Here is a 25,635-nt window from a genome sequence, read left to right as displayed (position 1 = left end):
ACGGATTTCCAGCGGTTGTTCGGAGAGACGCCCACGGCCGGTCCGCGCTCGACCGGGGTGCCTCCATGACGGCTGATGGGAGTTCACCAAGTGAAGGCACGCCGAATCACGGCGCTCGTTACGGGCGCCATCATGGTCATGGCCACAGGCGGCTGCGGAGGTGGCGGCGGGGACAAGTCGTCGCCGAAGACGCTGACCTACTGGGCCAGCAACCAGGGACGCTCCATCCAGCAGGATCAGCAGGTGCTCGGCCCCGAGCTTAAGAAGTTCGAGCAGCGCACCGGCATCAAGGTGAAGCTCGAGGTGATCGGCTGGCCCGACCTGCTGAACCGCATCCTCGCCGCGACCTCCAGCGGCAAGGGCCCCGACGTGCTCAACATCGGCAACACCTGGTCCGCCTCGCTCCAGGCGACCGGGGCGTTCCAGTCCTTCGACGACGCGACCATCGCCAAGGTCGGCGGCCGGGGACGCTTCATCCCCTCGACGCTCACCTCGACGGGCGCGGCCGGGAAGCCACCGGGGTTCGTGCCGCTGTACGGACTGGCGTACGGGCTGTTCTACAACAAGAAGCTCTTCGCGCAGGCGGGCCTGAAGAACCCGCCCCGGACCTGGCAGGAACTCGTCGCCGACGCCAAGAAGCTCACCGACCCGGCGAAGAAGCGGTACGGCGTCGGCATGCTCGGTGCGAGCTACACCGAGGGCGCGCACTTCGCGTTCATGTTCGGCGCGCAGAACGGCGCGCGGCTCTTCCAGGGCGGGCAGCCCGGCTTCGACTCGCCGGCGATGGTGGCCGGCGTCCGCCAGTACCTCGACCTGCTCGGCACCGACAAGGTCGTCGACCCCGCCGACGCGGAGTACGTCAACGACGACCAGATCCTCAAGGACTTCGCGGCCGGGAAGTTCGGCATGATGATGATCCAGAGCTACGCGACCGCCGGCGTCCGCGAGAACGGCATGAAGGACGACGAGTACGGCGTCGAGCAGATCCCGCTGCCCGACCCGCTGCCGGCCGGTGGCCGCCGGGTCGCCAGCCACGTCGCCGGGATCAACATCGGCGTGTTCAAGAACTCCGGCAACAAGGACGGGGCTCTCAAACTCGTCGACTTCCTCACGAGCCCGGATGAGCAGAAGATCCTCAACGCGGCGTGGGGCAGCCTGCCGGTCGTCCCGCAGGCGTACGACGACCCGAAGTTCCAGACGCCCGCGATCCAGACGTTCCGGAAGGTCCTCGCCGAGGCCGCGGAGACCCTGCCGATGATCCCGCAGGAGGCGCAGTTCGAGACCCTCGTCGGCAACACCGTCAAGGGCCTGATCGCCGACGCCGCCGCGGGCCGCCCGGTCGACGACGCCACCATCAAGAGCCGCCTCGCCGACGCCAACAAGAAGATGCAGGCCGGAGGATGATCGATACGACGACGACCGGGAGCGCGCCGGCGCGCGCTCCCGGACGTCCGCGACCACGGCGGCGCCCCCGGCTCGCGAAGGCGCTGCCGTACCTCCTGCTGCTGCCCGCCCTCGTCGCCGAACTGGCCGTCCACATCATCCCGATGCTGGTCGGGGCGTGGATGAGCCTGCTGCACCTGACCCAGTTCTTCATCCGCAACTGGACGCAGGCGCCGTACGGCGGGCTGGCCAACTACCGGATCGCGGTGAACACGAACGGGCCCGTCGGCAAGGACCTGCTGCACTCCTTCCTCATCACGATCGCGATCACCGCGGTCGTCGTCGGCTGCTCCTGGCTGTTCGGCCTGACCGCGGCCGTGCTGCTGCAGCGGCCGTTCCCGGGCCGCGCGGCGCTGCGGACGCTGTTCCTCGTGCCGTACGCGCTGCCGGTGTTCACGGCGGTCATCACCTGGCGGTTCATGTTCCAGCGGGACACCGGTCTCGTGAACGCCCTGCTGTCCGACGAACTGCGGCTGACGCACGGCCATCCGTTCTGGCTGCTGGGCGACCGGAGCTTCGCCGCCGTGGTGGTCATCTTGGTCTGGCGGCTGTGGCCGTTCGCGTTCCTCACGATCACCGCCGGGCTGCAGAGCATTCCCGCGGACCTGTACGAGGCGGCGGCCATCGACGGCGCCGGGTCGCTGCGCCTCCTCACGCGGGTGACGCTCCCGCTGCTGCGGCCGGTCAACCGAGTGCTGCTGCTGGTGCTGTTCCTGTGGACGTTCAACGACTTCACCACCGCCTACACCCTGTTCGACCAGCCGCCCGCGGCCGCCGACATGATCTCCATCCACATCTACAACGCGTCCTTCATCACCTGGAACTTCGGGCTCGGCTCGGCGATGTCCGTGCTGCTCCTGGCGTTCCTGATGGTCGTCACGCTCGGGTACCTCGGAATCGGACGGCTGAGGGGGCGTCATGCGTGAGTCCCGTACGGTGCGGTGGGCGCGGCCGGTCGTCCTCGGCCTGCTCGCGCTGTTCACCGTGATCCCGCTGTACGTCATGGCGGTCTCGTCGATCAAACCGCTGAAGGACGTGCAGGGCCGGTTCACGTGGCTGCCCACGCACGTGACGTTCCGGCCGTTCGTCGACATGTGGCACACGGTGCCGCTCGGCCGCTACTTCGTGAACAGCCTGGTCGTCTCCGTCTCCGCCACCGTCTGCTCGATGGTCATCGCGATCCTCGCCGGCTACGCCGTGAGCCGGTACCGGTTCGCCGGGCGCGGCACGTTCATGACGGCGGTCCTGTCGACGCAGATGTTCCCCGGCATCCTGTTCCTGCTGCCGCTGTTCCTGATCTTCGTCAACGTCGAGAAGTACACCGGCATCCGGCTGTACGGGAGCCGGACCGGCCTGACCATCACCTACCTCACGTTCGCGCTGCCGTTCTCCATCTGGCTCATCGCGGGGTACTTCGACACGATCCCCCGCGAGCTGGACGAGGCGGCGCGCGTGGACGGCGCCGGCCCGATCCGCACGCTCTTCCGCGTCGTGCTGCCGGTGGCCGCCCCGGGCGTCGTCGCCGTCGCGATCTACGCGTTCATGACGGCGTGGGGCGAGGTGCTGTTCGCCTCCGTGCTCACCGACGACGGCACCCGCACGCTCGCCGTCGGCCTGCGCGGGTACGCCACCCAGGCGAACGTCTACTGGAACCAGGTGATGGCCGCCTCGCTGGTCATCAGCCTGCCGGTGGTGGTCGGCTTCCTGGCCCTTCAGCGCTTCCTCGTCCACGGGCTCACCGCGGGCGCCGTCAAGTCCTGACTCTGAAAGGCTCCTCAATGCGACGCGACTCTCGCAAGCTGTCCGGGCCGGCGTGGCTGGGCGCGAACTTCTGGTCCCGGACCGGCGGCCCGCTGATGTGGCGCTCGTACGACCCCCGGGTCGTCCGCGACGAGCTCCAGGTGCTCGCCGAGCACGGGCTGAACATCACCCGGTCGTTCTTCTACTGGCCCGACTTCATGCCCGAGCCGGACCGGATCGACGAGACCCTCGCGGAGCGGTACGCCGACTTCCTGGAGGCGCACGCCGAGCGGGGGATGCGGACGATCCCGACGTTCATCGTCGGCCACATGTCGGGGGAGAACTGGGACCCGGCGTGGCGGCAGGGCCGCGACCTGTACGCGGACGTGTGGCTGGTGGCCCGGCAGGCGTGGTTCGCCGAGGAGATGACGCGGCGGTACACCGGCCACCCGGCGATCGCCGGATGGCTGATCACCAACGAGATGCCGATCTACGGCGGGCCCGCCCCGGCCGAGCGGGTGACGAGCTGGGCCCAGCTGATGGTGCAGGCGGTCCACGCGGCCGGCGCGAAGGAGCCGGTGTCCGTCGGCGACGGCGCCTGGGGCGTCGAGGTCACCGGCGTCGACAACGGCTTCTCCGTCCGCGCGCTGGCCGAGCTCACCGACTTCGTCGGCCCGCACGTCTACCGCATGGAGGACGACCTGGTCCGCCAGCACCACGGCGCGGCGTTCGTGTGCGAGCTGGCCGGGACGTTCGGGCGGCCGGTGGTGCTGGAGGAGTTCGGCTGCTCCTCCGACTTCGTCGCCGACGACAACGCCGCCCACTACTACCGGCAGATCCTCTACAACAGCCTGCTCGCTGGGGCGACCGGCTGGGTCGCGTGGAACAACACCGACTTCGACCTGGTCGACCAGCCGCCGTACAGCCATCATCCGTTCGAGCTGCACTTCGGCCTGACGACGGCCGACGGCACGCCGAAACCGGTCCTGCGGGAGATGCGCGACTTCGCCCGTACGCTGGCCGAGATCGACCTGGCGGGCTGCGAGCGGGCCGAGACCGACACCGCGCTGGTGGTGCCGCAGGTTCTCGAGGGCGGGTTCCCGTTCACCGATCCGGAGGACCGCACGTACGTCTTCGCCACGCTCCGGCAGGCGTACGTCTCCGCCCGCGCGGCCGATCTGGCGCCCGGCGTGACCCGCGAGTCCGACGGCATCGCCGGCGACGCCCGCCTGTACCTCGTCCCCTCGGCCAAGCAGCTGACGGCCCCCGGCTGGCATCGGCTGGAGGACCTCGCCCGCGGCGGCGCGGTCGTCTACGTGTCGTACAGCGCGGGCCCGCACGGCGGGCAGCGCGGGCCGTGGTACTCCCACATGAACGCGATGTTCGGCGTCGAGCACCGGCTGACGTACGGGCTGGTCGACCCGATCGAGGACGACGTCGTCGAACTCACCCTCACCGCCGATCTGGGCGCGCTGGAGAAGGGGACCACGCTGGCGTTCCGCGCCGGCGGCACCGCGCACAGCCGCGCGTACCTGCCGGTGCGGCCCACGACGGCCGAGGTCCTCGCCGTCGACGGCCACGGCCGGCCCGCCCTCCTGCGGCAACGCTGCGGCGACGGGTGGACCGTCCTGTGCACCTATCCGCTGGAGCACATGGCGGCCGTGACCCCCCACGTGAACCCCGAGCCGACCCACCGGATCTACGACGCGCTCGCGGTGCTGGCCGGGGCGCGCCGGCCGGTGCGGGTCGCGGACCCGCGCGTGTCCGCCGACGTCCTGGTGCGCGCCGACGGGGCCCGGTTCGCCGTTTTCGTCAGCCAGGCGGACGCCGAACTCGCCGTACGGCCCCTCGTCGCCGAAAACGACCGTGCCGGGGGTGAAGAGATCGTGCTCGGGCCTTATGGTGTGCGAGTGTTGGAGCTTCGAACGTGACCGGCGTGGTGTCCGAGACGGCCCCGGCGACGGACCGGCCGCCCGGGCACGCCGTCCTCGCCGTCGACATCGGCGGCACCAAGCTCGCCGCGGCGCTCGTCGACCACGACGGCCGGCTGCGCGGGCGCACCACCCGCCCCACCCCGCCCGGCGACGCCGAGGCGATCTGGACGGCGCTGGCCGCCGCCGTCACCGAGGCGAGGGGCGAGGAGGCCGTCATCGGAGCGGGCGTGGGCTGCGCCGGGCCGCTCGACACCGTCGCCGGCACCGCCAGCCCGGTGAACATCGCCTCCTGGCGGGGCTTCCCCGTACGGGACCGGCTCGCCGCCCTGCTCGGCGGCCCGCCCGTGACGCTCGTCAACGACGCCGTCGCGGGCGCGGTCGCGGAGTACCGCCACGGCGCCGGACGCGGCAGCCGCGCCATGCTCGGGATGGTCGTCTCGACCGGCGTCGGCGGCGGGCTGATCCTCGACGGGAAGGTGTACGCCGGGCCGACCGGCAATGCCGGGCACATCGGGCACACCACGGTCGACCTGAACGGTGAGCCGTGCCCGTGCGGGTCGCGAGGCTGCGTCGAGACGTTCACCTCCGGCACCTCCATGGTCCGCTGGGCGCGCGCCAACGGCTGGACGCACTCCGCGCCCGACGGCGCCGCCCTCGCGGCCGACGCGCGCGCCGGCCACCCGGTGGCCCTCGCGGCGTTCGACCGCGCGGGCCGGGGCCTGGCCGCCGGGATCGCGTCGGCCGCCGCCCTCTGCGACCTCGACCGCGTCGTCATCGGCGGGGGCGTGTCCCGGTCCTGGGACGTCCTCGAACCGCCCTTGGTCCGCGCCATGCGGGACTACGCGGGCCTCGCCTTCGTCCGGCGTGTCACAGTGGTCCCATCGGAACTGGGCGCGGAGGCCGGTCTCCTCGGCGCCGCCGCCCTCGCCCACGACCCGGAGCTCGTCTGACCATGGAACGTCTGCAGAACCCCGTCCAGGAGTACGCCTGGGGATCGCACACCGTGCTCGCCGACCTCCTCGGCCTGCCGTCGCCCACCGAGCGGCCGCAGGCGGAGCTGTGGATCGGCGCGCACCCCGCCGCCTCGTCGCGGCTGCCCGGCGGCCCGTCCCTGGACGAGCACATCGCCGCCGACCCGGAGGCGACCCTCGGGCCGGCCGCAGTCGCCCGGTTCGGACCGCGGCTGCCGTTCCTGCTGAAGGTCCTCGCGATCGCCGCGCCCCTGTCCTTGCAGGTCCACCCGGACCGGGAGCAGGCCGAGCGCGGGTTCGCCGCCGAGGCCACCCCGCCCGGCGACCCGGCGCGCAACTACAAGGACGACTGGCCCAAGCCCGAACTGCTGTGTGCGCTGACCGACGTGCACGCCCTGTGCGGCATGCGCGACCCGGGCGAGAGCGCCGAGCTCCTGGCGAAGGTCCCGGCGCTGCGCCCGGTCGTGGATTCGCTGGCGGCGGGCGATCTGCGCGCGGCGGTGAAGACGCTGCTCACCTGGCCGTCGCCGGACGAGGTCGTGCCGGAGGCCGCCGCCGTCGCCGGAGAGCCCTACGCCTCGCTGGCCGAGCGCTACCCCGCCGACATGGGCGTCATCCTGGCGATGCTGATGAACGAGGTGCGGCTCGCCCCCGGCCAGGCCATGTACGTCCCGCCGCGCGTGCCGCACGCCTACCTCGACGGCACGGCCGTCGAGCTGATGGCCGGCTCCGACAACGTGCTGCGGGCCGGGCTGACGCCCAAGCACGTCGACGTGCCCGAACTGCTGAACATCGCCTCCTTCGAACCCGGACGCCCGGACGTGCTCGACCCGGTCCGCCACGGCGAAGAGGAGGTCTACCTCACCCCGGCGCCGGAGTTCCGGCTGTCCCGCGTCGACGTCGCGGACGACGCGGTGCTGCCCGCCGGCGGCCCGCAGCTGCTGCTGTGCACGGACGGCCGGGTGGAGCTGCACCGCGACGGCCGGACGACCGGGCTGGGCCGCGGCGAGGCCGCGTTCGCCGAGCACCGCGGCGGCCCCATCGAGGCGACCGGCGCGGGCGTCCTGTTCCGCGCGACCCTCCCGGAGAGCTGAGCGAGCGACCACGGCTTCTCTGCCGTCACCATCCGCCAGTGATCAGGCCACGCCGCACCCGCCCACGGGTCCGTTAGCGCCTACGGCCCAACGTGCACCTTGGTGCCGGGACGGCCACGGCCATGACGCTGCTTGGGTGATCGCTCGCGTCAACTGTTCCGGGTCGGCGGCCTCGACGAGCCGCCGGCCGCCGGGCAGCGGCCGCCGGTGACCACGGCCGCGACACAACATCCGGAAGCCGAGAGGGCGCGTCAGGGGATTCTGGCCTCGACGTGGGCGAGTTGGGCAGCGAGGATCTCTTCGAACGCGGCGCGGCGGTCTGCCCCGAGGGGGCGGACATCGCGGGCGAAGTGGGCCAGGGCGGGGAAGCGTTCGGGGTCGGCGCCCAGTACCGCGACGCGGAACAACTCCATGCCCTGTTCGTGCTCTTTGGGGGTGATGGTGCTGACCCCGGCCTCGGAAGCGATCAACGCGGCGAGGAGGATCACGATCCGGTGGTAGCGCGCCGGGATCTCCTGATCGGGCAGGCCCGAAGCTCGCAGGGCCTGCAGTAGCTCTTCCATGACCAGGCGGGAACCGGTGCCGCCCGACGCGTAGCGCCCCCAGATCGCGGCGAGCTGGGGTTGCTGGCCGAAGGCTTCTCTCAAGCGCAGGGCCAGGGCGGTGATGCGCTGCTTCCAGTCGCCCTCGGGGCGGTAGTCGTCCATGGCGGCCATGAGGACCCGGTCGGCGACCGCCCGCAGCAGTTCGGTCTTGTTGCGGAAGTGCCGGTAGAGGCTGGAGGAATCGGTCCCGAGCACTGCGGCGAGCTTGCGCACGCTGAACGACTCGGCGTCGCTCGTGCGCAGCAACTCCGCCGCCGCATCCAGGATCTCCTCGGTCGACCAGCGCCTTCGGCCTGCCATCTCGCTCCTCTCGTCGAGGCTCAGCGTAGCCTATGCACTTGCTGTTGCACGCACTGCGTGCATAATGAGGACACGTGCTGGCCGATAGGTCCGAACCTCGGGGGTGCCCCACCGGAACTGCACGACCAGCGCAACGCCCGGCATGCATGACCACCACGACACACCCGGCATCTGGCCGGGGAAGGGGAGAAGGCAGACATGAGCGAGGCCACTGCTGCGAAGCGGCCGCCTGAGCCGGACTGGTCGACGATGACGGAGGAGGAACTGGTCGCCTACCGCGAGGCGGAGAACCGCTGGCGGGCGTCCAGCGCGGCGCGGGCGATCCTTGGGGATCCGGATCCTGGCGCCGCGATCGGCTGGCAGGAGGTGGCGCTGCCAGGCCGCGAGCTGCCGGTCCGGGTCTACCGGCCGGCGCCCGGGCCCGACGACACAGGCGCCGGCCTGCCACTCGTGCTCCACGTGCACGGAGGCGGCTTCGTGGGCACGGCGGCGCAAAGCGACTGGGTCAACAGCCACCTGGCTGCCCAGCTGCCCGCACTCGTCGTCTCGGTCGAGCATCGCCTCCTCGCCCCGGACAGTCCCCTGTCGGCTGCCGTCGGCGACGGCTGGGACGTGCTCCAGCACGTCGTGCAACATGCCGCGCAGTGGGGCATCGACCCGGCGCGGACCGCCGTGTTCGGCGAAAGTTGCGGTGCGTTGATCAGCGCTCTGGCGGCGATCCGGGCCAAGGCGTCCGGCCTGCGCCTGCGGGCGCAGGTGCTGGTCAATCCCGCTGTCGATGTGACCGAGACGATGCTCGACTACGCCTCGGTCACGAAGCACGCCCGCACCCCGACCCTTGCCGTGCCGCAGCTGCAGCTGTTCCAGCGGCTCGCCGTTCCACCGGGTACCGATCCTCGCGCGCTCTCGCCGCTGTGTGCCGGCAACCTGAACGGGCTGGTCCCGGCGCTGGTGGTGGTGCCGACCCACGACCCGGTGGCCGATCACGGCCGCCATTACGCCGAACGACTGCGAGCGGCCGGGACGTCCGCGCGGCTCTCCGAGTACCCCGGAGCGGGGCACGCGTTCCTCAGCATGCCGGGCGTGGCGCCCCAGTCCGGGGCCGCGCGGGCGGAGATCCTCGAGTTCCTCCGAGCCTCCCTCACCGCGTGAGGCGAAAGGAAAGCACTCTGATGACGAAGACACCGGGTGAGCGATCGGCCATCGCAGCTACGTACACGGGCCTTGGGCTCACCGTCTTTGCGACGATCGTCCCGTACCTCGACCGTGCCACCACCCATCTGCTGGCCGACCACATCCGGGCCGGCTATCCCACCTACACCCAGACGCGTGTCGACTCGGCCGTCACCACCTACCTGATTCTGTTGTCGGTCATCGGAGCGTTCGGCGTCATCGCCTGGCTCTGGACGGCGTGGGCGGTCAAGGCGGGCAAACGGTGGGCCCGCCCCGCCGCGACCGTGATGCTCGTGCTCGGCACAAGCGTCGCGCTGACCGGGCTGCTCACCAAGGACACCTCCGGCGAGACCGGCCTGCCGCCGGCGCTGGGCTGGGCCGGTATGGCTCCCTGTCTGGCAGGACTCCTGGCGGTCGCGTTGTTGTGGAGACGACCGCGACCGGTGTGATGCCGGCGCCAGCGAACTCCGCAGGTGATGAGCGGACGGCAGCCGCGCACCAAAGCCCTCGATGACCTCGTCACCAATCTGAAGTAGCCCCGGGCAAAGACTCACGCCCGAAGCCCCCCGTGAGAGGAACGATGCACACCACCACCCTTGGCACCGACGGTCCAGCGGTCAGCCGACTCGGCCTCGGCTGTATGAGCATGACCGGCAGCTACGGTGCGGCCGACCCGCACGAGGCCGCCGCCACCTTGCTGGAAGCTCTCGATTCCGGCGTCACCATGTTCGACACCGGCGACTTCTACGGCGACGGAGCGAACGAGGAACTCCTCGGCCAGGCCCTCGCACCGCACCGTGACCGTGTCGTGCTGGCCACCAAGTCGGGCGTCCGGCGCACCGCCGAAGGGCTTGTCCCCGCCGGTGCACCCGACCATCTGCGCCGCGCCTGCGAAGCGTCCCTGCGCCGGCTCCGCACCGATCACATCGACGTGTACTACCTCGCCCGCATCGACCCTGCCGTGCCCGTCGAGGAGTCGGTCGGCGCCCTGGCCGACCTGGTCGCCCAGGGCAAGGTGGGCCACATCGGCCTGTCCGAAGTCTCGGCCGCCACCCTCCGCCGCGCCCACGCCATTCACCCGATCAGCGCCGTCCAGACCGAGTACTCACTGTGGGAACGCCATGTCGAAAAGGACATCCTGCCCACGCTCCGCGACCTCGGCGCCGCCCTGGTCGCGTACAGCCCCCTCGGCCGTGGCCTGCTCACCGGAGCCGTCCGCTCCACCACCCGCTACGACAGCGGCGACTTCCGCGCCACCGCTCCTCGTTACAACGGCGACAACCTCAAGGCCAACCTCACCATCGTCGAAGCCATCACCCGACTCGCGACCACCAAGAACGCCACCCCCGCCCAGATCGCCGTCGCCTGGCTCCTCACCCGCGGCAGCGACGTCATCCCCGTTCCCGGCAGCTCGCGCCGGCCCCACCTGCGCGACAACCTGGCCGCACTCGACCTGCAGCTGACCGCGACCGACCTCAGCCACATCGACGCCGCCGTCCCTGCCACCGGCGCCCGAGGAGCCCGATACGGCGACCACGGCATTCGCATGATCGACCAATGAGACCCGTGGCGAACGGCGCCTTCGACACGGACTCGACCAACACCGACACAACGTCACAACCCCGACTAACACGCACCATGGAGGAAGACACAGTGAAGCGCATCGGCATCATCGGGGCAGGCGAGATCGGCCGGGCCATCGTGGACGGCCTGTACGACCGGGGCGATGATGCGCCCGAGGTGTTCCTCTCCCCTCGCGGAGCCCGCACGGCCGCGGACCTGTCCGCGCGCTACGAGGGCGTGCGGGTGTGTCCCGACAACCAGGCGGTGGTGGACCGCTCCGAGATCGTGATCATCGCCGTACCCCGTCAGGACCGGCACGAAGCACTCGCCGGCTTGACGGTGGCCGACGACAGGATCGTGATCAACGTGATGTCCGGCGTCGGCAACGACGACCTGCGCCGGACGCTGGCCACCGATGCCCCGCTCGTACGGGCCATCCCCCTGCCCGCCATACGCGAACGCCGCTCCGTCACGGTGACGTACCCGTCCCACCCGGTGGCGGACTCCCTCTTCGAGCACCTGGGCGGGGCGCTCCCGGTCGCGGACGAGACGGCCTTCAACGTCTTCTCCGCACTGACGGGGACACTGACCACCCACTACCGGTACCTCGCCACACTCACGTCGTGGGCCGTCGGCCATGGCATCGCCTCCGACGACGCCGACCGCTACGTCCGCGGACTCTTCCAGGAGGTCGGTCGTGCCCTGAGCGACGAGACCCGCACCCTGCAGCAGCTCGCGGCCAACCACGAGACCCCGAAGGGAAACAACGAGCGCATCCGCACCAGCTGGTTCACCCCTGCCAACTCCGAAGCCCTCACCCAGGCCCTCGATGGCCTCCTCGCCGACCTCACATAGCCACATGGGCAGAGCCGGGCGCCCAGCCACGTGCGGCCGCCGCAAGAAACGTCCCTTTGGAAGGGACCGGCCCGTCCTCGGTACGCCGTGCGTTCAGGCGGGGAAGGGGTCCAGGCCGACCTCGGCACGCCGCTCGTTCAGGCGGTCGGGGTCCGCGCAGGGCCACGGGACCGGGGCGCCGTCCTCGACGCTCGCGATCTGCGTGCCGTAGATCTGCTCGCGTCCCTCGTTCACCAGCACCCTGTCGCGCAGCATGGCGAGCATGCCCGCGTCCGCCTCGCCGACCGCGACCGCGTCGGCCATCAGGCGAAGGGCGCGTCGCTGCACGTCGAGCCGCCGGTCCGCGTGCTGGGCGATCAGCCACGCGCGGCGCGCCCCTTCCGCGCCGACCAGCGTGGTCGTCGGCCAGTCGTGCTCGTCCAGGATCTGGTCGAGGCGGTCGGCGTTCCGCGTGGTCACCCGGCGGTACGCCAGCTGCGCGCCGACGTCCTTCGCCCAGCTCTGGTACGCCTCGCCGCCGACGCTCGCGCCCTGCTGTAGGCGCCGATCCTCGTCGGTCATGGCGACGAGCTCGGCGGCGAGCGCCGCGTCCACCGGTGCGGTGGCCTCCTCCGCGACGGTCTTCCGATCGGCGGTCGCGTCGTCGTGACCCATGTTCACCCTCCCTGACGTGCCGACAACGGGATTTCCCGCCACAAACGCTAGGGCCGGTCTGAGGCCGTGAAGATCATCCTGAGGAACGGCGACAGGCGGTATCGCCGACGGCGATAATGAATCTTGATGGTGCGGCGATGAGTTCTCTCGCCGGTCGCGGTCTACATGGGTGACGTGTTCGAAACCCCCGAAGGATCCCCATGTACGACACCGTCGAATCGACCGAACCCGGGCTGGCCGCGCCTGCGGCGAGCGACCGTTCCCGATGGCTCGCGCTCGTCGTGCTGTGCGGCGGCATGCTGCTGATCGTCATCGACGCCACGGTGGTGAACGTCGCGCTGCCCGCCATCCAGCGCGACCTCGGCTTCTCCTCCTCCGGCCTTGCCTGGGTGGTCAACGCCTACCTGATCGCCTTCGGCGGCCTGCTGCTGCTCGCCGGGCGGCTCGGTGATCTGGTCTCCCGGCGTCGCGTCTTCATCACCGGCCTCGTGGTCTTCACGACCGCCTCGCTCGCGTGCGGGCTCGCGCAGGGGCCGGCGATGCTGATCGCGGCCCGGTTCGTCCAGGGTGTCGGCGGCGCGATGACCTCGTCCGTGATCCTCGGGATGATCGTCACGCTCTTCCCCGAGCCGCGGGAGCAGGCGAAGGCCATCGGCGTCTACAGCTTCGTCGCCTCCGCCGGCGGCTCCGCAGGGCTGCTCGCGGGCGGACTGCTGACACAGGCGCTGAACTGGCACTGGATCTTCTTCATCAACCTGCCGGTCGGCGTGGCGACGCTCGTGCTGTCCCTGCGGGTGCTCGACCGGGACAAGGGCCTCGGCTTCGGAGCGGGCACGGACGTGCTCGGCGCCGTCCTCATCACCGCCGCGCTGATGCTCGGCGTCTACACCATCGTCGACCCGGCGGCCGCGCGCGGCTGGACCGCGCCCCGCACGCTCGAGCTCGCTTCCGTCACGCTCGTGCTGCTGATCGCCTTCGTCGTACGGGAGGCGACGGCGCGCAGCCCGCTAGTGCCGCTGCGGATCTTCCGCTCGCGCAACGTCACCGGCGCCAACGTGGTCCAGGCACTGGCCGTCTCCGGGATGTTCGGCATGTTCTTCCTCGGCGTGCTCTACCTCCAGCGGGTGCTCGGCTACGACGCCCTGCGGACCGGGCTGGCCTTCCTGCCGACGACCGTCGTGATGGCCACCGTCTCGCTCCGCTTCGCCGAACGCCTCATCACGGCGTTCAGCGTCCGGGCGACGCTGCTCAGCGGGCTGACGCTGGCCGCCGTGGGCCTCGCGCTGTTCGCCCGCGCGCCCGTGAACGGGGTCTACCTGGTCGACGTCCTGCCGTCGGTGGTCCTCATCGGCACCGGCGTCGGCGTCGCGTTCCCGGCGCTGGCGGCGCTGGCCATGTCGGACGCCACCCCGAGTGACGCGGGCCTCGCCTCCGGCCTCATCAACACGACGACGCAGGTCGGAGCGGCCGTCGGGCTGGCGGTCCTCGCGACGCTGTCGGCCGCGCACGGCCGTACGCTCGCGGGCCATGGCGCGTCCGCCGTCGCCGCCGCGGCCGGAGGCTACCGCCTCGGCTTCGTGGTCGCGGCCGCACTCGTCGCCATCGCCGTCCTGATCGCCGTCACGGTGCCGCACCGTATGGAACGCCGGTCCTCCGACTCAAAAGATATCTTCGGCATCGAGGAACGGCCCTGACCGGCCGCCGCCAGGCCCGGCGGGAGGGGAAGCCATGCCGATTCACCTGCCCGACACGGCCAGGCGTGCGTCTCACATCGTCTTCCTCGCCACCTTGGGGACCGCCCTTTGCGTCGGCGGTTGCCGCGACCAGGGACACGCCGCCGCCCGGCCGAGTCCCGGCGGTACGCCGGCTCGGCAACCCACCGAGAGCGCGGACCCGATCGCGCATGTCTACAAATGCGGAGAACGGCCTGGGACGCTGCCGGCCTCCCATGGGCCGCTCACGCTGAGGCTCACGGCCGTGCGGCGAGACCGAGACGGGGCGCCGGTGGCCGACTACACCATCACCTCCCGCAAAGCCGCTGACATCACCAATCCGGCCGACACCCGCCCATTTCGCCTGCTGATCCTTCAGCAGGGCGTCATCGTCGGCGGACAGAACCCGAAACGTCCGCTGGCCTTCGGCGCGTACGCCATGGTCCCGGCGCAGATCAGCCCCGCCCGGCCCGCCCACGGCACGGTGAAGCTCTACGTCTCTCAACCCTGCTCGGGTCACACCTGGCAGGAGCTCGGTAGGAAGGAGTCGGCGGCGCAGGCCCTTCTCATCGCCATGCCGGTGCTGACCGACCAGAAGGACCAGCGCAAGCACATCCTCACCGCGCAGATGTCGGCCACCGCCCCGATGCCATCCTGATCAGTAGGTGCGGCCGACCGCCCGCGCGATCGCAGGGACGGCCGGCCGTACGCCTGTGGGCCGGATCAGGAATCGGTCACCGGACGGCGCACAGGATGCGGTTGTCGCCGCGCTGCCACAGCGTGCCGACCTCGCCGAAGCCGGCCTCGCGGAGGGCGCGGACGTGCGTGGACAGCAGACCGGACTCGGAGCCGTGATGGCCGGCGGCGGAGTTGTCGCGGGCCTCCTTGAGCCCGCCGAGCACCGGGTCCGCGGCGGCCGCGTCCCACCACTGCCGCCAGTCCTCCGGCCGGCCGCCGGCGAATCGCCGCTCGGTCTCCAGCTCCTGCAGAGCGCGGTCGAGCCGGGCGATGGCCGGGGTGGCGTCCTCGGCCGAGAAGTTGTCGCCGTTGAGGAAGAGGCCGCCGGGGCGCATCACGGTGGCCAGCTCGCCGTACGTCACCCGCAGCTCCGCCTCGGAGATCCAGTGCAGGGCGGTGGTGCTCACCGCGGCGTCCACCTCCCGGTCGAGGCGCAGCCGGGCCGCCCACCCGGGTACGCGCAGATCGAGGTCGGCGAAGGTGAGGTCGTCCCGGCCGGTGTGCAGCGCGCGCCCCAGCGCCAGCAGTAGCGGGTCGGTGTCGATGGCGATGATCCGGGCCCGGGGGAGGCGGTCGAGCAGCCGGGCCGACAGGGAGCCCGGTCCGCAGCCCAGGTCCAGGACGAGGGGGTCGGGCCGGCCGGCGCCGGCGGCCAGCGCGTCGATGAGGGCGGTGAACCGCTCCTCACGGTCGGGGAGGTAGCCCTCCTGCTGACGGTCCCAGCGGGTGATCCAGCGGTCGGCGACGTCGCGGGTGAGTGTTGCCATGGGGTCCTCCGTAACTGGCGTATACCCTTTAGCCAGTGACAAATTAGAACGAAGGACGTAACTGGTCAAGTGAATTTCAACAGTCACATGGACGCCGTGGTCGCGACCGCCGTCGGTCTCGTCAACGCCCTCACGGAGGGCGAACGGCGGGGGCGGCCGTACCGGCTGCCGGACGCCGCGGCCCGGGCGGAGGCGGCCACCGAGGTGCTGCGCGGCGTCAGTCGGCGCACCGAAATCACCGAAGGGCAGGTCGACGAGCTGACCGCCATCGCCCGGGAACTGCGTGTCGTCTTCGAAGCGGTCGCCGCCGGAGAAGTCGACACGGCCGCGGGACAGGTCAACCGGCTGCTCGAGGAGACCCAGGCGAGGCCGAGCCTCACTCGTCACGACGGAGAGCCCTGGCACATCCACTTCCACGGCGCGGGCGACGGGCTCGCCGCCGAGTGGGCCGCTCCCTGCGCCACCGGCCTGGCCGTGGTGCTCGGCGGCGAGCTGTACGACCGGCTCGGCGTGTGCACGGCGTCGCACTGCGACCGGGTCTACGTCGACACCTCGCGCAACGGCATGCGCCGCTTCTGCTCCACCGCCTGCCAGAACCGCGTCAAGACCGCGGCGTTCCGCGCCCGGGCCCAATCCCGGCCGTGAGCCTTCCTTGCAGACGATGCGATGGGGTCAGGGGGTGAGGCGTTCGGCGAGCCAGGCGAGGGAGAGCGGGTAGCGGTACTCGATGGCGCCGTGGCCCGCGTCGAACAGTTCGAAGTTGACCGCGTCATCCTTCACTCCGGCGGCGGCGACCGCGCGGCGGAAGGCGACGGCGCCGAAGTCGAGGTGGTACTCGTCCCTGTTCCCCGCGTCGATCCAGACGGCTCGCAGCGAGCGCAGCGCCTCGGCGTACTCCGGGAGCCGGGCCATCAGCACGGGGTCCTTGGCCAGCCAGCGCTCCCAGACCTCGGGGATGACGGCGCCGGTGTCGTCGAAGGGCAGCTGGACGGTGCCGTCCTCGTCGGCGGAGTACGCCGCGGCGTAGCCGTAGATCTCGATGAGCGGGAGGTCGGTCTCCTTGGTGCCGGCGAGCCGGCTCCGGAAGTCGGCGAGGAACGCGTCGATCGAGCCGTCGTAGGCGTCGCGCAGCGTGCGGGCCGTCTTCGGGAACTCCGGGCGGTAGCAGACGTCGAACAGGGCGTCGCCGGCGTGCGTGGCGAGCGCGCCGAACACGTCCGGCCGGAGCATCGGCGTGATCATCGCGCCGTATCCGCCGCTGGACTTGCCGCTGATCGCGCGGTGGTCCCGGTCGGCGAGCGTCCGGTAGTGCGCGTCGACCCACGGCACGATCTCCTCGCACAGGTACGAGTGGTAGCGCCCGGTGCCGGGGGAGTCGAGGAACTGGCTGCCGCCGACCGCCGTCCAGGCGTCGACGTAGACCACGATCAGCGGCGGCGCCTCGCCGCGCGCGAAGACCTGGTCGGCCAGTTCCGGGAAGGGCTGTCGCCAGGGCGGACGGTTCCGCCACATCGGCAGTGAGCCGGTGTAGCCCTGGATCACATAGACCACCGGGTAGCGGCGGTCCGGCTCGTCGTCGTACCCCGGCGGGACGTACACCCACAGCGGCCGCCGGTGCGGGTCGCCGAGGGGGTTGTCGCGCAGCAGATCGCTGGTGAAGTCGTGTTCGTCGATGCGTCCGGCGAGCTCGGCCGACCACGGCAGCATGGGATCTCCTTTGATCAACTTCCGCTACCGGCGACACTAACCCGGCGCAAGCCCGCGCGGGACCGCGGGAGCGAACTCCCGCGGTCGGCTGGGCATGAGATATGTGTCAGTCGTCGTCGGAGCCGTCGATCACGGCGAGCTCGACGCAGTCGGCGTTGTTGGAACTACGGCTGCTCTTGCGCCAGCCGACGTCGGTGAGATCGGGGTGGCCACTCATCCCCTGCTCTCCTTCCTGGTGCTGAAATCACCCCCGTGGGTACGGGGACGCATTCTTGAACTCGTCCGCCGCTGCCGCGATGAACTCGGCTGACTCGTCGGGTGGCAGCGCAGCGGCCCGCAGATGGTCGAACCAGGTCGTGTGACGGCGGACGTCCTTCTCCTTCTCGAGGAAGATGTTCCCGGCAGGACAGTCGATGTAGACGACGTCCAGGTCGGTCGGGTCGGGGAAGCCGATGATCGTGAAGGCCCCGTCGACGCCGGGGTGGGCGCCACGCGCGAACGGCAGTACCTGGATGGTGACGCCGGGCAGCTCGCCGGCCTCGAGCAGCCGCATCAGCTGGGCCCGCATCACGGTGATGCCGCCGATCGGCCGGCGCAGGACCGCCTCGTCGATCACGGTCCACAGCTCCAGGCGGCCGGACTCCTGCAGCATGGCCTGGCGGCGGGTGCGCAGCGCGATGCGCCGGTCGACGTTCTCGGGCGTCTCGCCGGGCCGGCCGGCCTTGATCAGTGCGCGGGCGTACTCCTCGGTCTGCAGGAGACCGGGCACCAGGTGGGTCTGGAACGTTCGAATGGATGCAGCGGAGGCCTCGAGGCCGATGTAGGTGTCCAGACCCGCGGACGTGGACAGCACCGCTTCGTACTCGGTCCACCAGCCGCGCTGCTGGGCGTCCTTGGCGAGCCCGAGGAGCTGGTCGCGCTGGGAGCCCTCGGGCAGCCCGTAGAGGTCGAGCATGTCCCGTACGTCGCGGATGCGCGCCACCGACTTGCCGGTCTCGATGCGGCTGACGCGCGACATCGAGCACTCCAGGTGCTTCGCGACGTCTTCGATCATGAGACCCGCGGTTTCGCGGAGCCTGCGCAGTTCCATTCCCAGGCGGCGGCGTCGAACGGTTGGACTACGGCCATCGGACATGGGGCACCTCCATGGCGAGCGTCCTGCGGGTATGGCAAGGAGAAGAAGGAGCGATGGTGGGCCGCGGTGGACGAGGCCGAAACCTTCGGCCGGACCGCGGAAGGGCCGTTGAACTGTGCACGGGTGATGCCGAATCCGTCTGATCTATTTGTCCGAAAATACTTGCACGTCAAAGTGGGGGAGGACATCCTGACAGGGAAGGTCACTCACCGTTGCCATCTGGGCACCTTTTGCCACCGGATGGCACCTTACCTGTTCAACGCCCCAGGGCGTACCCCTTCCTGCCGTATCGTCCAAGCGCGAGAGGGGTGGCATCCCATGGCCGCCACTGCGGATTCCCTGTCCGGGCCGCGGCGCCGCCACCTGGAAGCGCTCGCCCGCGAGGTCGAGGCGCGCGGTCTGCACGGCGTGCTGATCGGAACCGACGAGCCCATGCTGCGCGTGGTCGACCCGGCCGGCGGGCGGAGCGTGATGGTCCTCGCCATGCCGACGTCCCGGATCGCCTGGTCGTACCTGTGGGGCCGGGCCGGCCAGGCGGACGCCGCCGACCCCGCGCGTGCCGCCGAGGCGATCGCGCGCTCCCTCGGCCGCTGAGTCGCGGCGGCCGTCTGCCGATCGGCACTTTACAAATCCCACTACCGAACGTATGTTCGAACCCATCGCCTGCCTTCCCCCAGGCTCACTCTCTGTCACCGATCCGGAAGGTGGGCGGCCCGCGTGGGCGGAGCGAGCAAAGGGTTCGCGGGGCGTGGAGACGTGCCGGGCGGCGGCCGATGAGCCGGGTGTACGGCGACCCGGTCGAGGTCTGGCTCAGCGACGGCAGGCCTTCGCGCTTCGTCTGGCGCGGCCGGCTCTACACCGTGCTGCGGGTCCTGGACCGCTGGGTCACCACCCGCGACTGGTGGCACGAGCGGCACCCTGAGGCCCCGGAGGGCGCCGAGCGCGAGTTCTGGCGCGTCGAGGCCACCCCGGACCGGGCGATCGGCGTGTACGAGCTGCGTCACGACCAGGCGACCGGCACGTGGATGCTCTCCCGTGCCTGGAGCTAGATCTCAGGACACGAGGTCGCGGACGGCCTTCAGGGTCGGTTCGTCCTTCACTCCGGCGATGAGGAGCGTGGTCACGGGGGAGTCCTGCCACAGCCGGAGGCGTTCCTTGATGCGGCCGATCGGGCCGAGCAGGGAGATGGAGTCGGCCAGCTCGTCCGGCACCGCCTTGATCGCCTCGTCGCGCCGGCCCGACAGGAACAGCTCCTGTACGCGTACCGCCTCCTCGGCGTAGCCCAGCCGCCCGATCAGGTCGAGGTGGAAGTTGCGGTCCTTGGCGCCCATCCCGCCGATGTAGAACGCCAGCGGGATCTTGGCGAACTCCAGCGCGGTCGCCAGGTCGTCCGTCACGATCGTCGTCACGGTCGCGGCGATGTCGAACCCCTCCCGGCGGCCCGCCAGCGACGCGCCGAACACCGCCTCGATCTGGGTCGGATCGACGAAGAGCGGCAGCCAGCCGTCCGCGAGCTCGGTGGCGAGGGCGATGTTCTTCGGCCCCTCCGCGCCGAGGTAGACCGGGATCCGCGGGCGCACCGGATGGACGATCGACTTGAGCGGCTTGCCGAGGCCCGTGACGCGGCCGGGACCATACGCCGACGGCGGCAGCGGCAGCGGGTAGTGGGGACCGGGGGAGGTCACCGGCTCCTCGCGCCGCCAGACGTCCCGCATGATCCGCACGTACTCGCGCGTGCGCTCCAGTGGCCGGGCGAACGGCACGCCGTACCAGCCCTCGACGACCTGGGGACCGGACGCGCCGATCCCGAGCGTGAGCCGGCCGCCGGACAGCGCGTCGAGCGTCAGCGCGTGCATGGCGGTCGCGGCGGGGGTGCGGGCGGACATCTGGACCACCGCCGTGCCCAGCTTGATGCGCGACGTCCGGGCGCCGTACCAGGCGAGCGTGGTGAACGCGTCGGAGCCGTACGCCTCCGCGGTGTAGACGTACTCGTAGCCGAGTCGCTCGGCGGCCAGTACGATCTCGGTCGCGTCTTCCGGATCCCGCTGCCAGTAGCCGACGTTGATGCCGAGCCTCATCCGCGCCTCCCAAAAACTAGAACGCGTTCTATTTAAGCAGATCGGCGTCGATCCGGCACGGGCTGGAGGCCGTGCGCCGGACCTGCGGTGTCGCGGGTCAGGCCGGATATGTCATGCTGTCTTCCGGCGGTACGCGGAGGAACCCGGTGCGAATCCGGGGCTGTCGCGCAACTGTGACCGGGGAGTTCTTCCTCAACAAAGGCCACGGCGTGAGTCGGAAGGCTGAGGGCGGGCGGCGATCCGGGAGCCAGGAGACTCCGGCCGCCGATGCCAGACCACCTACGGGCGCGTTAACCCGAGGAAAGGACGACCACCGGGTGAACACCTATCCGTTCTCCGCCATCACGGGGCTGGACGACCTCAAGCTCGCCCTCCTGATCAACGCGGTCTCCCCGGCCGTCGGCGGCGTGCTGGTCCGTGGCGAGAAGGGCACCGCCAAGTCCACCATCGTGCGCGGCCTCGCCGCGCTGCTGCCGGACGTCGCGGTCGTGGCGGACTGTCGGTTCTCCTGCGACCCGCAGGCGCCGGACCCGCAGTGCCCCGACGGGCCGCACGGCTACGACGACGGCACGCTGGTCCGGCCGGCGCGGCTCGTGGAGCTGCCGATCGGCGCCGCGGAGGACCGCCTCACCGGCTCCCTCGACCTCGAACGCGCCCTGACGGAGGGCGTCCAGGCGTACCAGCCCGGCCTGCTGGCCGACGCCCACCGCGGCGTCCTGTACGTCGACGAGGTGAACCTGCTCCACGACCACCTCGTCGACCTGCTCCTCGACGCCGCCGCGATGGGGCACTCGTACGTCGAGCGGGAGGGCGTGTCCATCCGGCACGCCTCCCGGTTCCTGCTGGTCGGCACGATGAACCCCGAAGAGGGCGAGCTGCGGCCGCAGCTGCTCGACCGGTTCGGCCTGACGGTGGAGGTGGCCGCCACCCGCGACCCGGAGGAGCGGGCGGAGGTCGTCCGGCGACGCCTGGCCTACGAGGCCGATCCCGCGGCGTTCGCGCTCGGCTGGGCGCGGGCCGAGGCCGAGCTGGCCTGGCGCATCGGGCAGGCCCGCGCCAGGCTCCCCGAGGTCGTGCTGCCGGACGGCGCGCTACGCCAGATCACGGCGGTGTGCGCCGCGTTCGAGGTGGACGGGCTGCGGGCCGACATCGTGATGGCCCGCGCCGCGATGGCCCTCGCCGCCTGGCACGACCGGACGGTCGTCACCGCCGCCGACGTTCGCCTCGCCGCCCGGCTCGCCCTCCCGCACCGGCGCCGCCGCGACCCCTTCGACGCGCCGGGCCTGGACGAGGAGAAGCTCGACGACGTCCTCGAGAACACCGGCGACTACGACTCCGACGACGCCCCCGGCTCGTCCGTTCCGGACGTGCCCCGCCCGCGCGGGGGCAGCGAGCCGGACCCCGGCCCCGCCCCCGACACCGGCCCCGACCCGGACGTCACGGTCGACTGGGACGCCCGGCGCAAGCCCGGCGACGAGGACCCCGACGACGATGACGACGGCCCCGACGGCCCCGGACCGGGCGGCTCCGGCCCGGACGGGTCAGGCGGCTCCGACGGGCGGGACGCCCAGGAGGGGGCGCTGGTCGACATCGAGCAGGCGCTGTCGGGCGGGGACGCGTCGAGCGAGGACGATGGCGAGCGCACCCGGGTGGACTCCCCGGAACCCGCGCCCGCCGACGCCGTCTTCCGGACGCGGGTGTTCACCGTGCCCGGCCTCGGCGACGGCGCGCCGGGCCGCCGCTCGCGCGCCCGCACGCCGTACGGCCGGACGACCGGCGCGCGGCCGGGCGCGCGTTCGCTGCACCTGACGGCGACGCTCCTCGCCGCCGCCCCGTACCAGCGCGCCCGCGGCCGCACCGGCCCCGGGCTGGTGATCCGCTCCGGCGACCTGCGCGAGCGCGTCCGGGAGGGCCGTGAGGGCAACCTGGTGCTGTTCGTCGTCGACGCGAGCGGCTCGATGGCCGCCCGGCAGCGGATGCGCGCGGTGAAGGGCGCCGTGCTCAGCCTCCTCCTCGACGCCTACCAGCGCCGCGACAAGGTCGGCCTGATCACCTTCCGGGGCACGTCCGCCGAACTCGCGCTGCCGCCGACGTCCTCGGTCGAGGCCGGGGCGCGCCGCCTCGAGGCCCTGCCCACCGGCGGGCGCACCCCGCTCGCCGCGGGCCTGCTGCGCGCCGCCGACGTGCTGCGCGCCGAACGCCTGCGCGACCCCGCCCGCCGCCCGCTGCTCGTCCTCGTGACCGACGGCCGGGCGACCCACGGCTCGCCCGCCGACGCGTTGCGCGCCGCCGAACTGCTGCGCGGCGTCACCGCCATCGTGGTCGACTGCGAGCGCGGCCCCGTACGCCTCGGGCTCGCCGGCGGGGTCGCCGCCCGCCTCGGCGCCGAGGTCGTCCGGCTGGAGGAACTGGCCGCCGACGCCCTCACCGGCGTCGTCCATGAAAGCCGGAACGCGGCATGACCCCGGAACGAGCCCGAGAGTGGGTCTGTGCGCACCGCAAGGTGATCAATCTCGACGATGAGTTCGTGACCGTCGTCGTACGGGAGGACTGACATGCCGCAGGGAAAGCCGTCGCAGGTGCCCGACGACGGGCTCACGACCCGCCAGCGTCGCAACCGGCCTCTCGTCGTCGTCCACACCGGGCCGGGCAAGGGCAAGTCCACCGCCGCGTTCGGGCTGGCCCTGCGGGGCTGGAACCAGGGCTGGCCGATCGGGGTGTTCCAGTTCGTCAAGTCCGCCAAGTGGCGCATCGGCGAGGAGCGGGCCCTGCGGGTCCTCGGCGAGTCCGGCGAGGGCGGCCCGGTCACCTGGCACAAGATGGGCGAGGGCTGGTCGTGGATCCAGCGGGCCGGCACCGAGGAGGACCACGCGGCGGACGCGCGCGAGGGCTGGGAGCAGATCAAGCGCGACCTCGCCGCCGAGACCCACACGCTCTACGTGCTGGACGAGTTCACCTACCCGATGAAGTGGGGCTGGGTGGACGTCGAGGACGTGATCGCGACGCTGCGGGACCGCCCGGGGTACCAGCACGTCGTCATCACCGGCCGCGACGCCGACCCGCGTCTGGTGGAGTTCGCCGACCTTGTCACCGAGATGGGCAAGGTCAAGCACCCCATGGACGCCGGCCAGAAGGGCCAGAAGGGCATCGAATGGTGACCGCGTTCCCGATCGCGCGGGCGGTCCGGTGAGGATCCCGCGGATCGTCATCGCCGCTCCCGCCTCCGGGAGCGGCAAGACGACGGTCGCTACGGGGTTGATGGCGGCGCTGACCGCGCGCGGGCTCGACGTCTCGCCGCACAAGGTCGGACCGGACTACATCGACCCCGGGTACCACGCGCTCGCGGCCAGGCGGCCCGGCCGCAACCTCGACCCGTGGCTGACGTCGGAGGACCTCGTCGCGCCGCTGTTCCTGCACGGGGCGCGCGGCGCGGACGTCGCCGTGATCGAGGGCGTGATGGGGCTGTTCGACGGCGCGGAGGCCGCCGGCGGGGGCGGGTTCGCCTCGACGGCGCACGTGGCCAGGCTCCTGGACGCGCCGGTCGTCCTCGTCGTGGACGCCTCGTCGGCGGGCCGCTCGATCGCCGCGCTCGTCCATGGCTTCGTGACGTACGACTCCACGGTGCGGATCGGCGGCGTCATCCTCAACCGGGTCGGGTCCGACCGGCACGAGCGGATCTGCCGGGCGGCGATCGAGGAGACCGGGCTGCCCGTGCTCGGCGTGCTGCGGCGGCACGCGGACGCCGGCACCCCGTCGCGTCACCTGGGCCTCATCCCGGCGGCCGAGCGCAGCGCCGACGCGGTACGGACCGTCGAGCGGCTCGGCGCCCTCGTCGGGGAGTCCTGCGACCTGCAAGGCCTGCTCGCCCTCGCCCACACCGCGCCGCCGATCGCGGCCGATCCCTGGGACCCGGCCGAGCACGCGTCGTACGACGGGGCCCGTCGGCCCGGGGGGCCGTCGCACGACCCGGAGCACGCGGCCGACCTCCGGGCCGGCGAACCGTCGTACGACCCGGCGCGCGGGGCCGACCTCGCGACCGGCGTGCGTCCGGTGGTCGCGGTCGCGGGCGGGCCGGCGTTCACGTTCGGGTACGCGGAGAACGATGAGCTCCTGACCGCCGCCGGGGCGGAGGTCGTCCGGTTCGACCCGCTGCGGGACGAGGCGCTGCCGGAGGGCACGCGCGGCGTCGTGATCGGCGGCGGCTTCCCCGAGATGTACGCCCCCGAACTCGCGGCCAACGAACCGCTGCGCCGCCAGGTCGCCGCGTTCGACGGGCCGATCTACGCCGAGTGCGCCGGCCTGCTCTACCTCGCCCGTACGCTCGACGGCGCGCCGATGTGCGGGGTCGTCGACGCGGAGGCGCGCATGACGTCCCGGCTCACCCTCGGCTACCGCGAGGCGGTCGCGGTGGCCGAGTCCCCGGTGACGCGCACGGGCGAACGCTTCCGTGGGCATGAGTTCCACCGCACGGCGGTGGACCCCGGGCCGGGCGCCGAGCCGGCCTGGCGGTGGCCGGGGTCCGGCCCCGAGGGATTCGCCGGCCCGGACCGCCTTGCCTCCTACCTTCATCTCCATTGGGCTGGTAGTCCGGAGATGGCGAGCCGTTTCGCGGGAGCGTGCCGATGACGTTCGACGAGGGTGTGCTGCTGGAGACCCGGCGGCTGCTGCTGCGCCCGTTCGAGGAGGACGACGCCGACGACGTCCTGGCCGCGAGCCGCGACCCCGAGCTGCTGCGCTGGATGGCCTGGGCACCCGCCCAGACCGCCGAGACCGCGCTCGCCTGGTGCGTCACGTACGCCCACATCGATCCGGCCCGCGGCGTCAACTTCGCCATCGTGGGCGGCGACCGGCTCGTCGGCGCCCTCGGGCTCGACCGCGCGGAATGGACTGACGGACGCGTCGAGGTCGGCTACTGGATCGCGCCGTGGGCCCGGCGCAAGGGGTACGCCGTCGAGGCGACGCGCGGCGCCGCCGCGTACGCGTTCGAGAAGGGGCTGCACCGGGTCGAACTGCTGGCCGCCATCGGCAACCACGCCTCCCAGGGCGTCGCGCGGAAGGCCGGCTTCACCCGGGAGGGCGTGCTGCGCGAGGCCGTGCTCACCCCGGCGGGGCGGGTCGACGCCGTGCTGTTCAGTCTCCTGGAAGGCGAACTGACTTGACTTCTCC

Annotated in this window: 26 protein-coding genes and 1 riboswitch; of the genes, 19 read left to right on the top strand and 7 right to left on the bottom strand. The window is 71.8% G+C overall.

Features of this window, described 5'->3' with window-relative positions; genetic code table 11:
- The first annotated feature begins 90 nt into the window (after positions 1 to 90).
- The 6 genes from ABEA24_RS31620 to manA are packed head-to-tail and all read left to right on the top strand — an operon-like array spanning position 91 to position 7,182.
- Positions 91 to 1,404 carry an extracellular solute-binding protein gene (locus tag ABEA24_RS31620; RefSeq protein WP_345435076.1) on the top strand — a complete coding sequence of 438 codons (1,314 nt, stop codon included), beginning with the start codon at positions 91 to 93 and terminating at the stop codon, positions 1,402 to 1,404.
- Entirely contained in the window at positions 1,401 to 2,369 is a 969-nt protein-coding gene (locus tag ABEA24_RS31615; protein ID WP_345435074.1) for a carbohydrate ABC transporter permease, read from the top strand. The genes ABEA24_RS31620 and ABEA24_RS31615 overlap by 4 nt, the downstream gene beginning before the upstream one ends.
- Positions 2,362 to 3,204, top strand: coding sequence for a carbohydrate ABC transporter permease (locus ABEA24_RS31610; protein ID WP_345435072.1), 843 nt, complete (start codon positions 2,362 to 2,364; stop codon positions 3,202 to 3,204). Before ABEA24_RS31615 ends, ABEA24_RS31610 begins: the two co-directional genes overlap by 8 nt.
- Positions 3,205 to 3,221: 17 nt before the next feature.
- Positions 3,222 to 5,114, top strand: coding sequence for a glycoside hydrolase 5 family protein (locus tag ABEA24_RS31605; RefSeq protein ID WP_345435070.1), 1,893 nt, complete (start codon positions 3,222 to 3,224; stop codon positions 5,112 to 5,114).
- On the top strand, positions 5,111 to 6,067 hold the full coding sequence (locus ABEA24_RS31600; protein WP_345435068.1) for an ROK family protein: 957 nt from the start codon (positions 5,111 to 5,113) through the stop codon (positions 6,065 to 6,067). Before ABEA24_RS31605 ends, ABEA24_RS31600 begins: the two co-directional genes overlap by 4 nt.
- 2 nt (positions 6,068 to 6,069) lie before the next feature.
- Positions 6,070 to 7,182: a mannose-6-phosphate isomerase, class I gene (gene manA / locus ABEA24_RS31595; protein WP_345435065.1), complete on the top strand. Its 1,113-nt coding sequence runs from the start codon at positions 6,070 to 6,072 to the stop codon at positions 7,180 to 7,182.
- A 251-nt stretch (positions 7,183 to 7,433) separates the two neighbouring features.
- Here the strand turns inward: manA and ABEA24_RS31590 are convergent, their stop codons facing one another.
- A complete protein-coding gene (locus ABEA24_RS31590) occupies positions 7,434 to 8,087 on the bottom strand; it encodes a TetR/AcrR family transcriptional regulator (protein ID WP_345435063.1) in 654 nt (217 codons plus the stop codon).
- A gap of 198 nt (positions 8,088 to 8,285) precedes the next feature.
- Between ABEA24_RS31590 and ABEA24_RS31585 the strand changes: the two genes are divergently transcribed.
- From ABEA24_RS31585 to ABEA24_RS31570, 4 genes are all read left to right on the top strand, one after another.
- A complete protein-coding gene (locus ABEA24_RS31585; protein ID WP_345435061.1) occupies positions 8,286 to 9,239 on the top strand; it encodes an alpha/beta hydrolase in 954 nt (317 codons plus the stop codon).
- Positions 9,240 to 9,259: 20 nt separating this feature from the next.
- Positions 9,260 to 9,709 (top strand): hypothetical protein, encoded by a 450-nt coding sequence (locus tag ABEA24_RS31580; RefSeq protein ID WP_345435059.1) that lies wholly within the window; start codon positions 9,260 to 9,262, stop codon positions 9,707 to 9,709.
- Positions 9,710 to 9,840: 131 nt separating this feature from the next.
- Complete coding sequence (locus tag ABEA24_RS31575; protein WP_345435057.1) at positions 9,841 to 10,821, top strand: aldo/keto reductase; 981 nt, start codon at positions 9,841 to 9,843, stop codon at positions 10,819 to 10,821.
- 92 nt (positions 10,822 to 10,913) lie between these two features.
- Entirely contained in the window at positions 10,914 to 11,678 is a 765-nt protein-coding gene (locus ABEA24_RS31570) for an NAD(P)-binding domain-containing protein (RefSeq protein WP_345435055.1), read from the top strand.
- 93 nt (positions 11,679 to 11,771) lie between these two features.
- On the opposite strand, the gene ABEA24_RS31565 is transcribed toward ABEA24_RS31570, so the two are convergent.
- Positions 11,772 to 12,332 (bottom strand): DUF6624 domain-containing protein, encoded by a 561-nt coding sequence (locus tag ABEA24_RS31565; RefSeq protein ID WP_345435053.1) that lies wholly within the window; start codon positions 12,330 to 12,332, stop codon positions 11,772 to 11,774.
- Between the two features lie 200 nt (positions 12,333 to 12,532).
- Between ABEA24_RS31565 and ABEA24_RS31560 the strand changes: the two genes are divergently transcribed.
- Both ABEA24_RS31560 and ABEA24_RS31555 read left to right on the top strand, forming a co-directional pair.
- A complete protein-coding gene (locus ABEA24_RS31560) occupies positions 12,533 to 14,026 on the top strand; it encodes a DHA2 family efflux MFS transporter permease subunit (protein WP_345435051.1) in 1,494 nt (497 codons plus the stop codon).
- Positions 14,027 to 14,309: 283 nt separating this feature from the next.
- A complete protein-coding gene (locus tag ABEA24_RS31555; protein ID WP_345435049.1) occupies positions 14,310 to 14,702 on the top strand; it encodes a hypothetical protein in 393 nt (130 codons plus the stop codon).
- A 76-nt stretch (positions 14,703 to 14,778) separates the two neighbouring features.
- On the opposite strand, the gene ABEA24_RS31550 is transcribed toward ABEA24_RS31555, so the two are convergent.
- Positions 14,779 to 15,549, bottom strand: coding sequence for a class I SAM-dependent methyltransferase (locus ABEA24_RS31550; protein ID WP_345435047.1), 771 nt, complete (start codon positions 15,547 to 15,549; stop codon positions 14,779 to 14,781).
- 69 nt (positions 15,550 to 15,618) lie between these two features.
- Here ABEA24_RS31550 and ABEA24_RS31545 point away from each other — a divergent pair, with 69 nt between their 5' ends.
- Positions 15,619 to 16,194, top strand: coding sequence for a CGNR zinc finger domain-containing protein (locus tag ABEA24_RS31545; RefSeq protein ID WP_345435045.1), 576 nt, complete (start codon positions 15,619 to 15,621; stop codon positions 16,192 to 16,194).
- Between the two features lie 27 nt (positions 16,195 to 16,221).
- Here the strand turns inward: ABEA24_RS31545 and ABEA24_RS31540 are convergent, their stop codons facing one another.
- The 3 genes from ABEA24_RS31540 to ABEA24_RS31530 form a co-directional block, all read right to left on the bottom strand.
- Entirely contained in the window at positions 16,222 to 17,256 is a 1,035-nt protein-coding gene (locus ABEA24_RS31540) for an alpha/beta hydrolase (protein WP_345435042.1), read from the bottom strand.
- Positions 17,257 to 17,362: 106 nt separating this feature from the next.
- Positions 17,363 to 17,473, bottom strand: a complete 111-nt coding sequence (locus ABEA24_RS31535; RefSeq protein ID WP_345435041.1) for a DUF397 domain-containing protein — start codon at positions 17,471 to 17,473, stop codon at positions 17,363 to 17,365.
- Between the two features lie 27 nt (positions 17,474 to 17,500).
- Positions 17,501 to 18,346, bottom strand: a complete 846-nt coding sequence (locus ABEA24_RS31530) for a helix-turn-helix domain-containing protein (RefSeq protein WP_345435493.1) — start codon at positions 18,344 to 18,346, stop codon at positions 17,501 to 17,503.
- A 363-nt stretch (positions 18,347 to 18,709) separates the two neighbouring features.
- Between ABEA24_RS31530 and ABEA24_RS31525 the strand changes: the two genes are divergently transcribed.
- Together ABEA24_RS31525 and ABEA24_RS31520 are read left to right on the top strand one after the other, a co-directional pair.
- Complete coding sequence (locus ABEA24_RS31525; RefSeq protein WP_345435039.1) at positions 18,710 to 18,985, top strand: hypothetical protein; 276 nt, start codon at positions 18,710 to 18,712, stop codon at positions 18,983 to 18,985.
- Positions 18,986 to 19,164: 179 nt separating this feature from the next.
- Positions 19,165 to 19,440: a DUF6504 family protein gene (locus ABEA24_RS31520; RefSeq protein ID WP_345435037.1), complete on the top strand. Its 276-nt coding sequence runs from the start codon at positions 19,165 to 19,167 to the stop codon at positions 19,438 to 19,440.
- Between the two features lie 3 nt (positions 19,441 to 19,443).
- On the opposite strand, the gene ABEA24_RS31515 is transcribed toward ABEA24_RS31520, so the two are convergent.
- Complete coding sequence (locus tag ABEA24_RS31515) at positions 19,444 to 20,469, bottom strand: LLM class F420-dependent oxidoreductase (protein ID WP_345435035.1); 1,026 nt, start codon at positions 20,467 to 20,469, stop codon at positions 19,444 to 19,446.
- A gap of 110 nt (positions 20,470 to 20,579) precedes the next feature.
- Positions 20,580 to 20,749: riboswitch (cobalamin riboswitch) on the top strand.
- Between the two features lie 37 nt (positions 20,750 to 20,786).
- On the opposite strand from ABEA24_RS31515, the gene ABEA24_RS31510 reads away from it, so the two are divergent.
- The 4 genes from ABEA24_RS31510 to ABEA24_RS31495 all read left to right on the top strand — a co-directional run bounded on the left by ABEA24_RS31510 (position 20,787) and on the right by ABEA24_RS31495 (position 25,628).
- Positions 20,787 to 22,931, top strand: a complete 2,145-nt coding sequence (locus ABEA24_RS31510; protein ID WP_345435033.1) for a putative cobaltochelatase — start codon at positions 20,787 to 20,789, stop codon at positions 22,929 to 22,931.
- A gap of 93 nt (positions 22,932 to 23,024) precedes the next feature.
- On the top strand, positions 23,025 to 23,627 hold the full coding sequence (gene cobO / locus ABEA24_RS31505; protein ID WP_345435031.1) for a cob(I)yrinic acid a,c-diamide adenosyltransferase: 603 nt from the start codon (positions 23,025 to 23,027) through the stop codon (positions 23,625 to 23,627).
- 28 nt (positions 23,628 to 23,655) lie between these two features.
- Entirely contained in the window at positions 23,656 to 25,095 is a 1,440-nt protein-coding gene (locus ABEA24_RS31500; RefSeq protein ID WP_345435029.1) for a cobyrinic acid a,c-diamide synthase CobB, read from the top strand.
- Positions 25,092 to 25,628 carry a GNAT family N-acetyltransferase gene (locus ABEA24_RS31495; RefSeq protein WP_345435027.1) on the top strand — a complete coding sequence of 179 codons (537 nt, stop codon included), beginning with the start codon at positions 25,092 to 25,094 and terminating at the stop codon, positions 25,626 to 25,628. Before ABEA24_RS31500 ends, ABEA24_RS31495 begins: the two co-directional genes overlap by 4 nt.
- Positions 25,629 to 25,635 lie beyond the last annotated feature (7 nt).

Source organism: Actinoallomurus vinaceus, assembly GCF_039542055.1.
In the GTDB taxonomy this organism is placed as follows: Bacteria; Actinomycetota; Actinomycetes; order Streptosporangiales; family Streptosporangiaceae; genus Actinoallomurus; species Actinoallomurus vinaceus.
The sequence above is the reverse complement of the archived record's forward strand: the minus strand, read 5'-3'. Positions and strand labels throughout refer to the sequence as shown.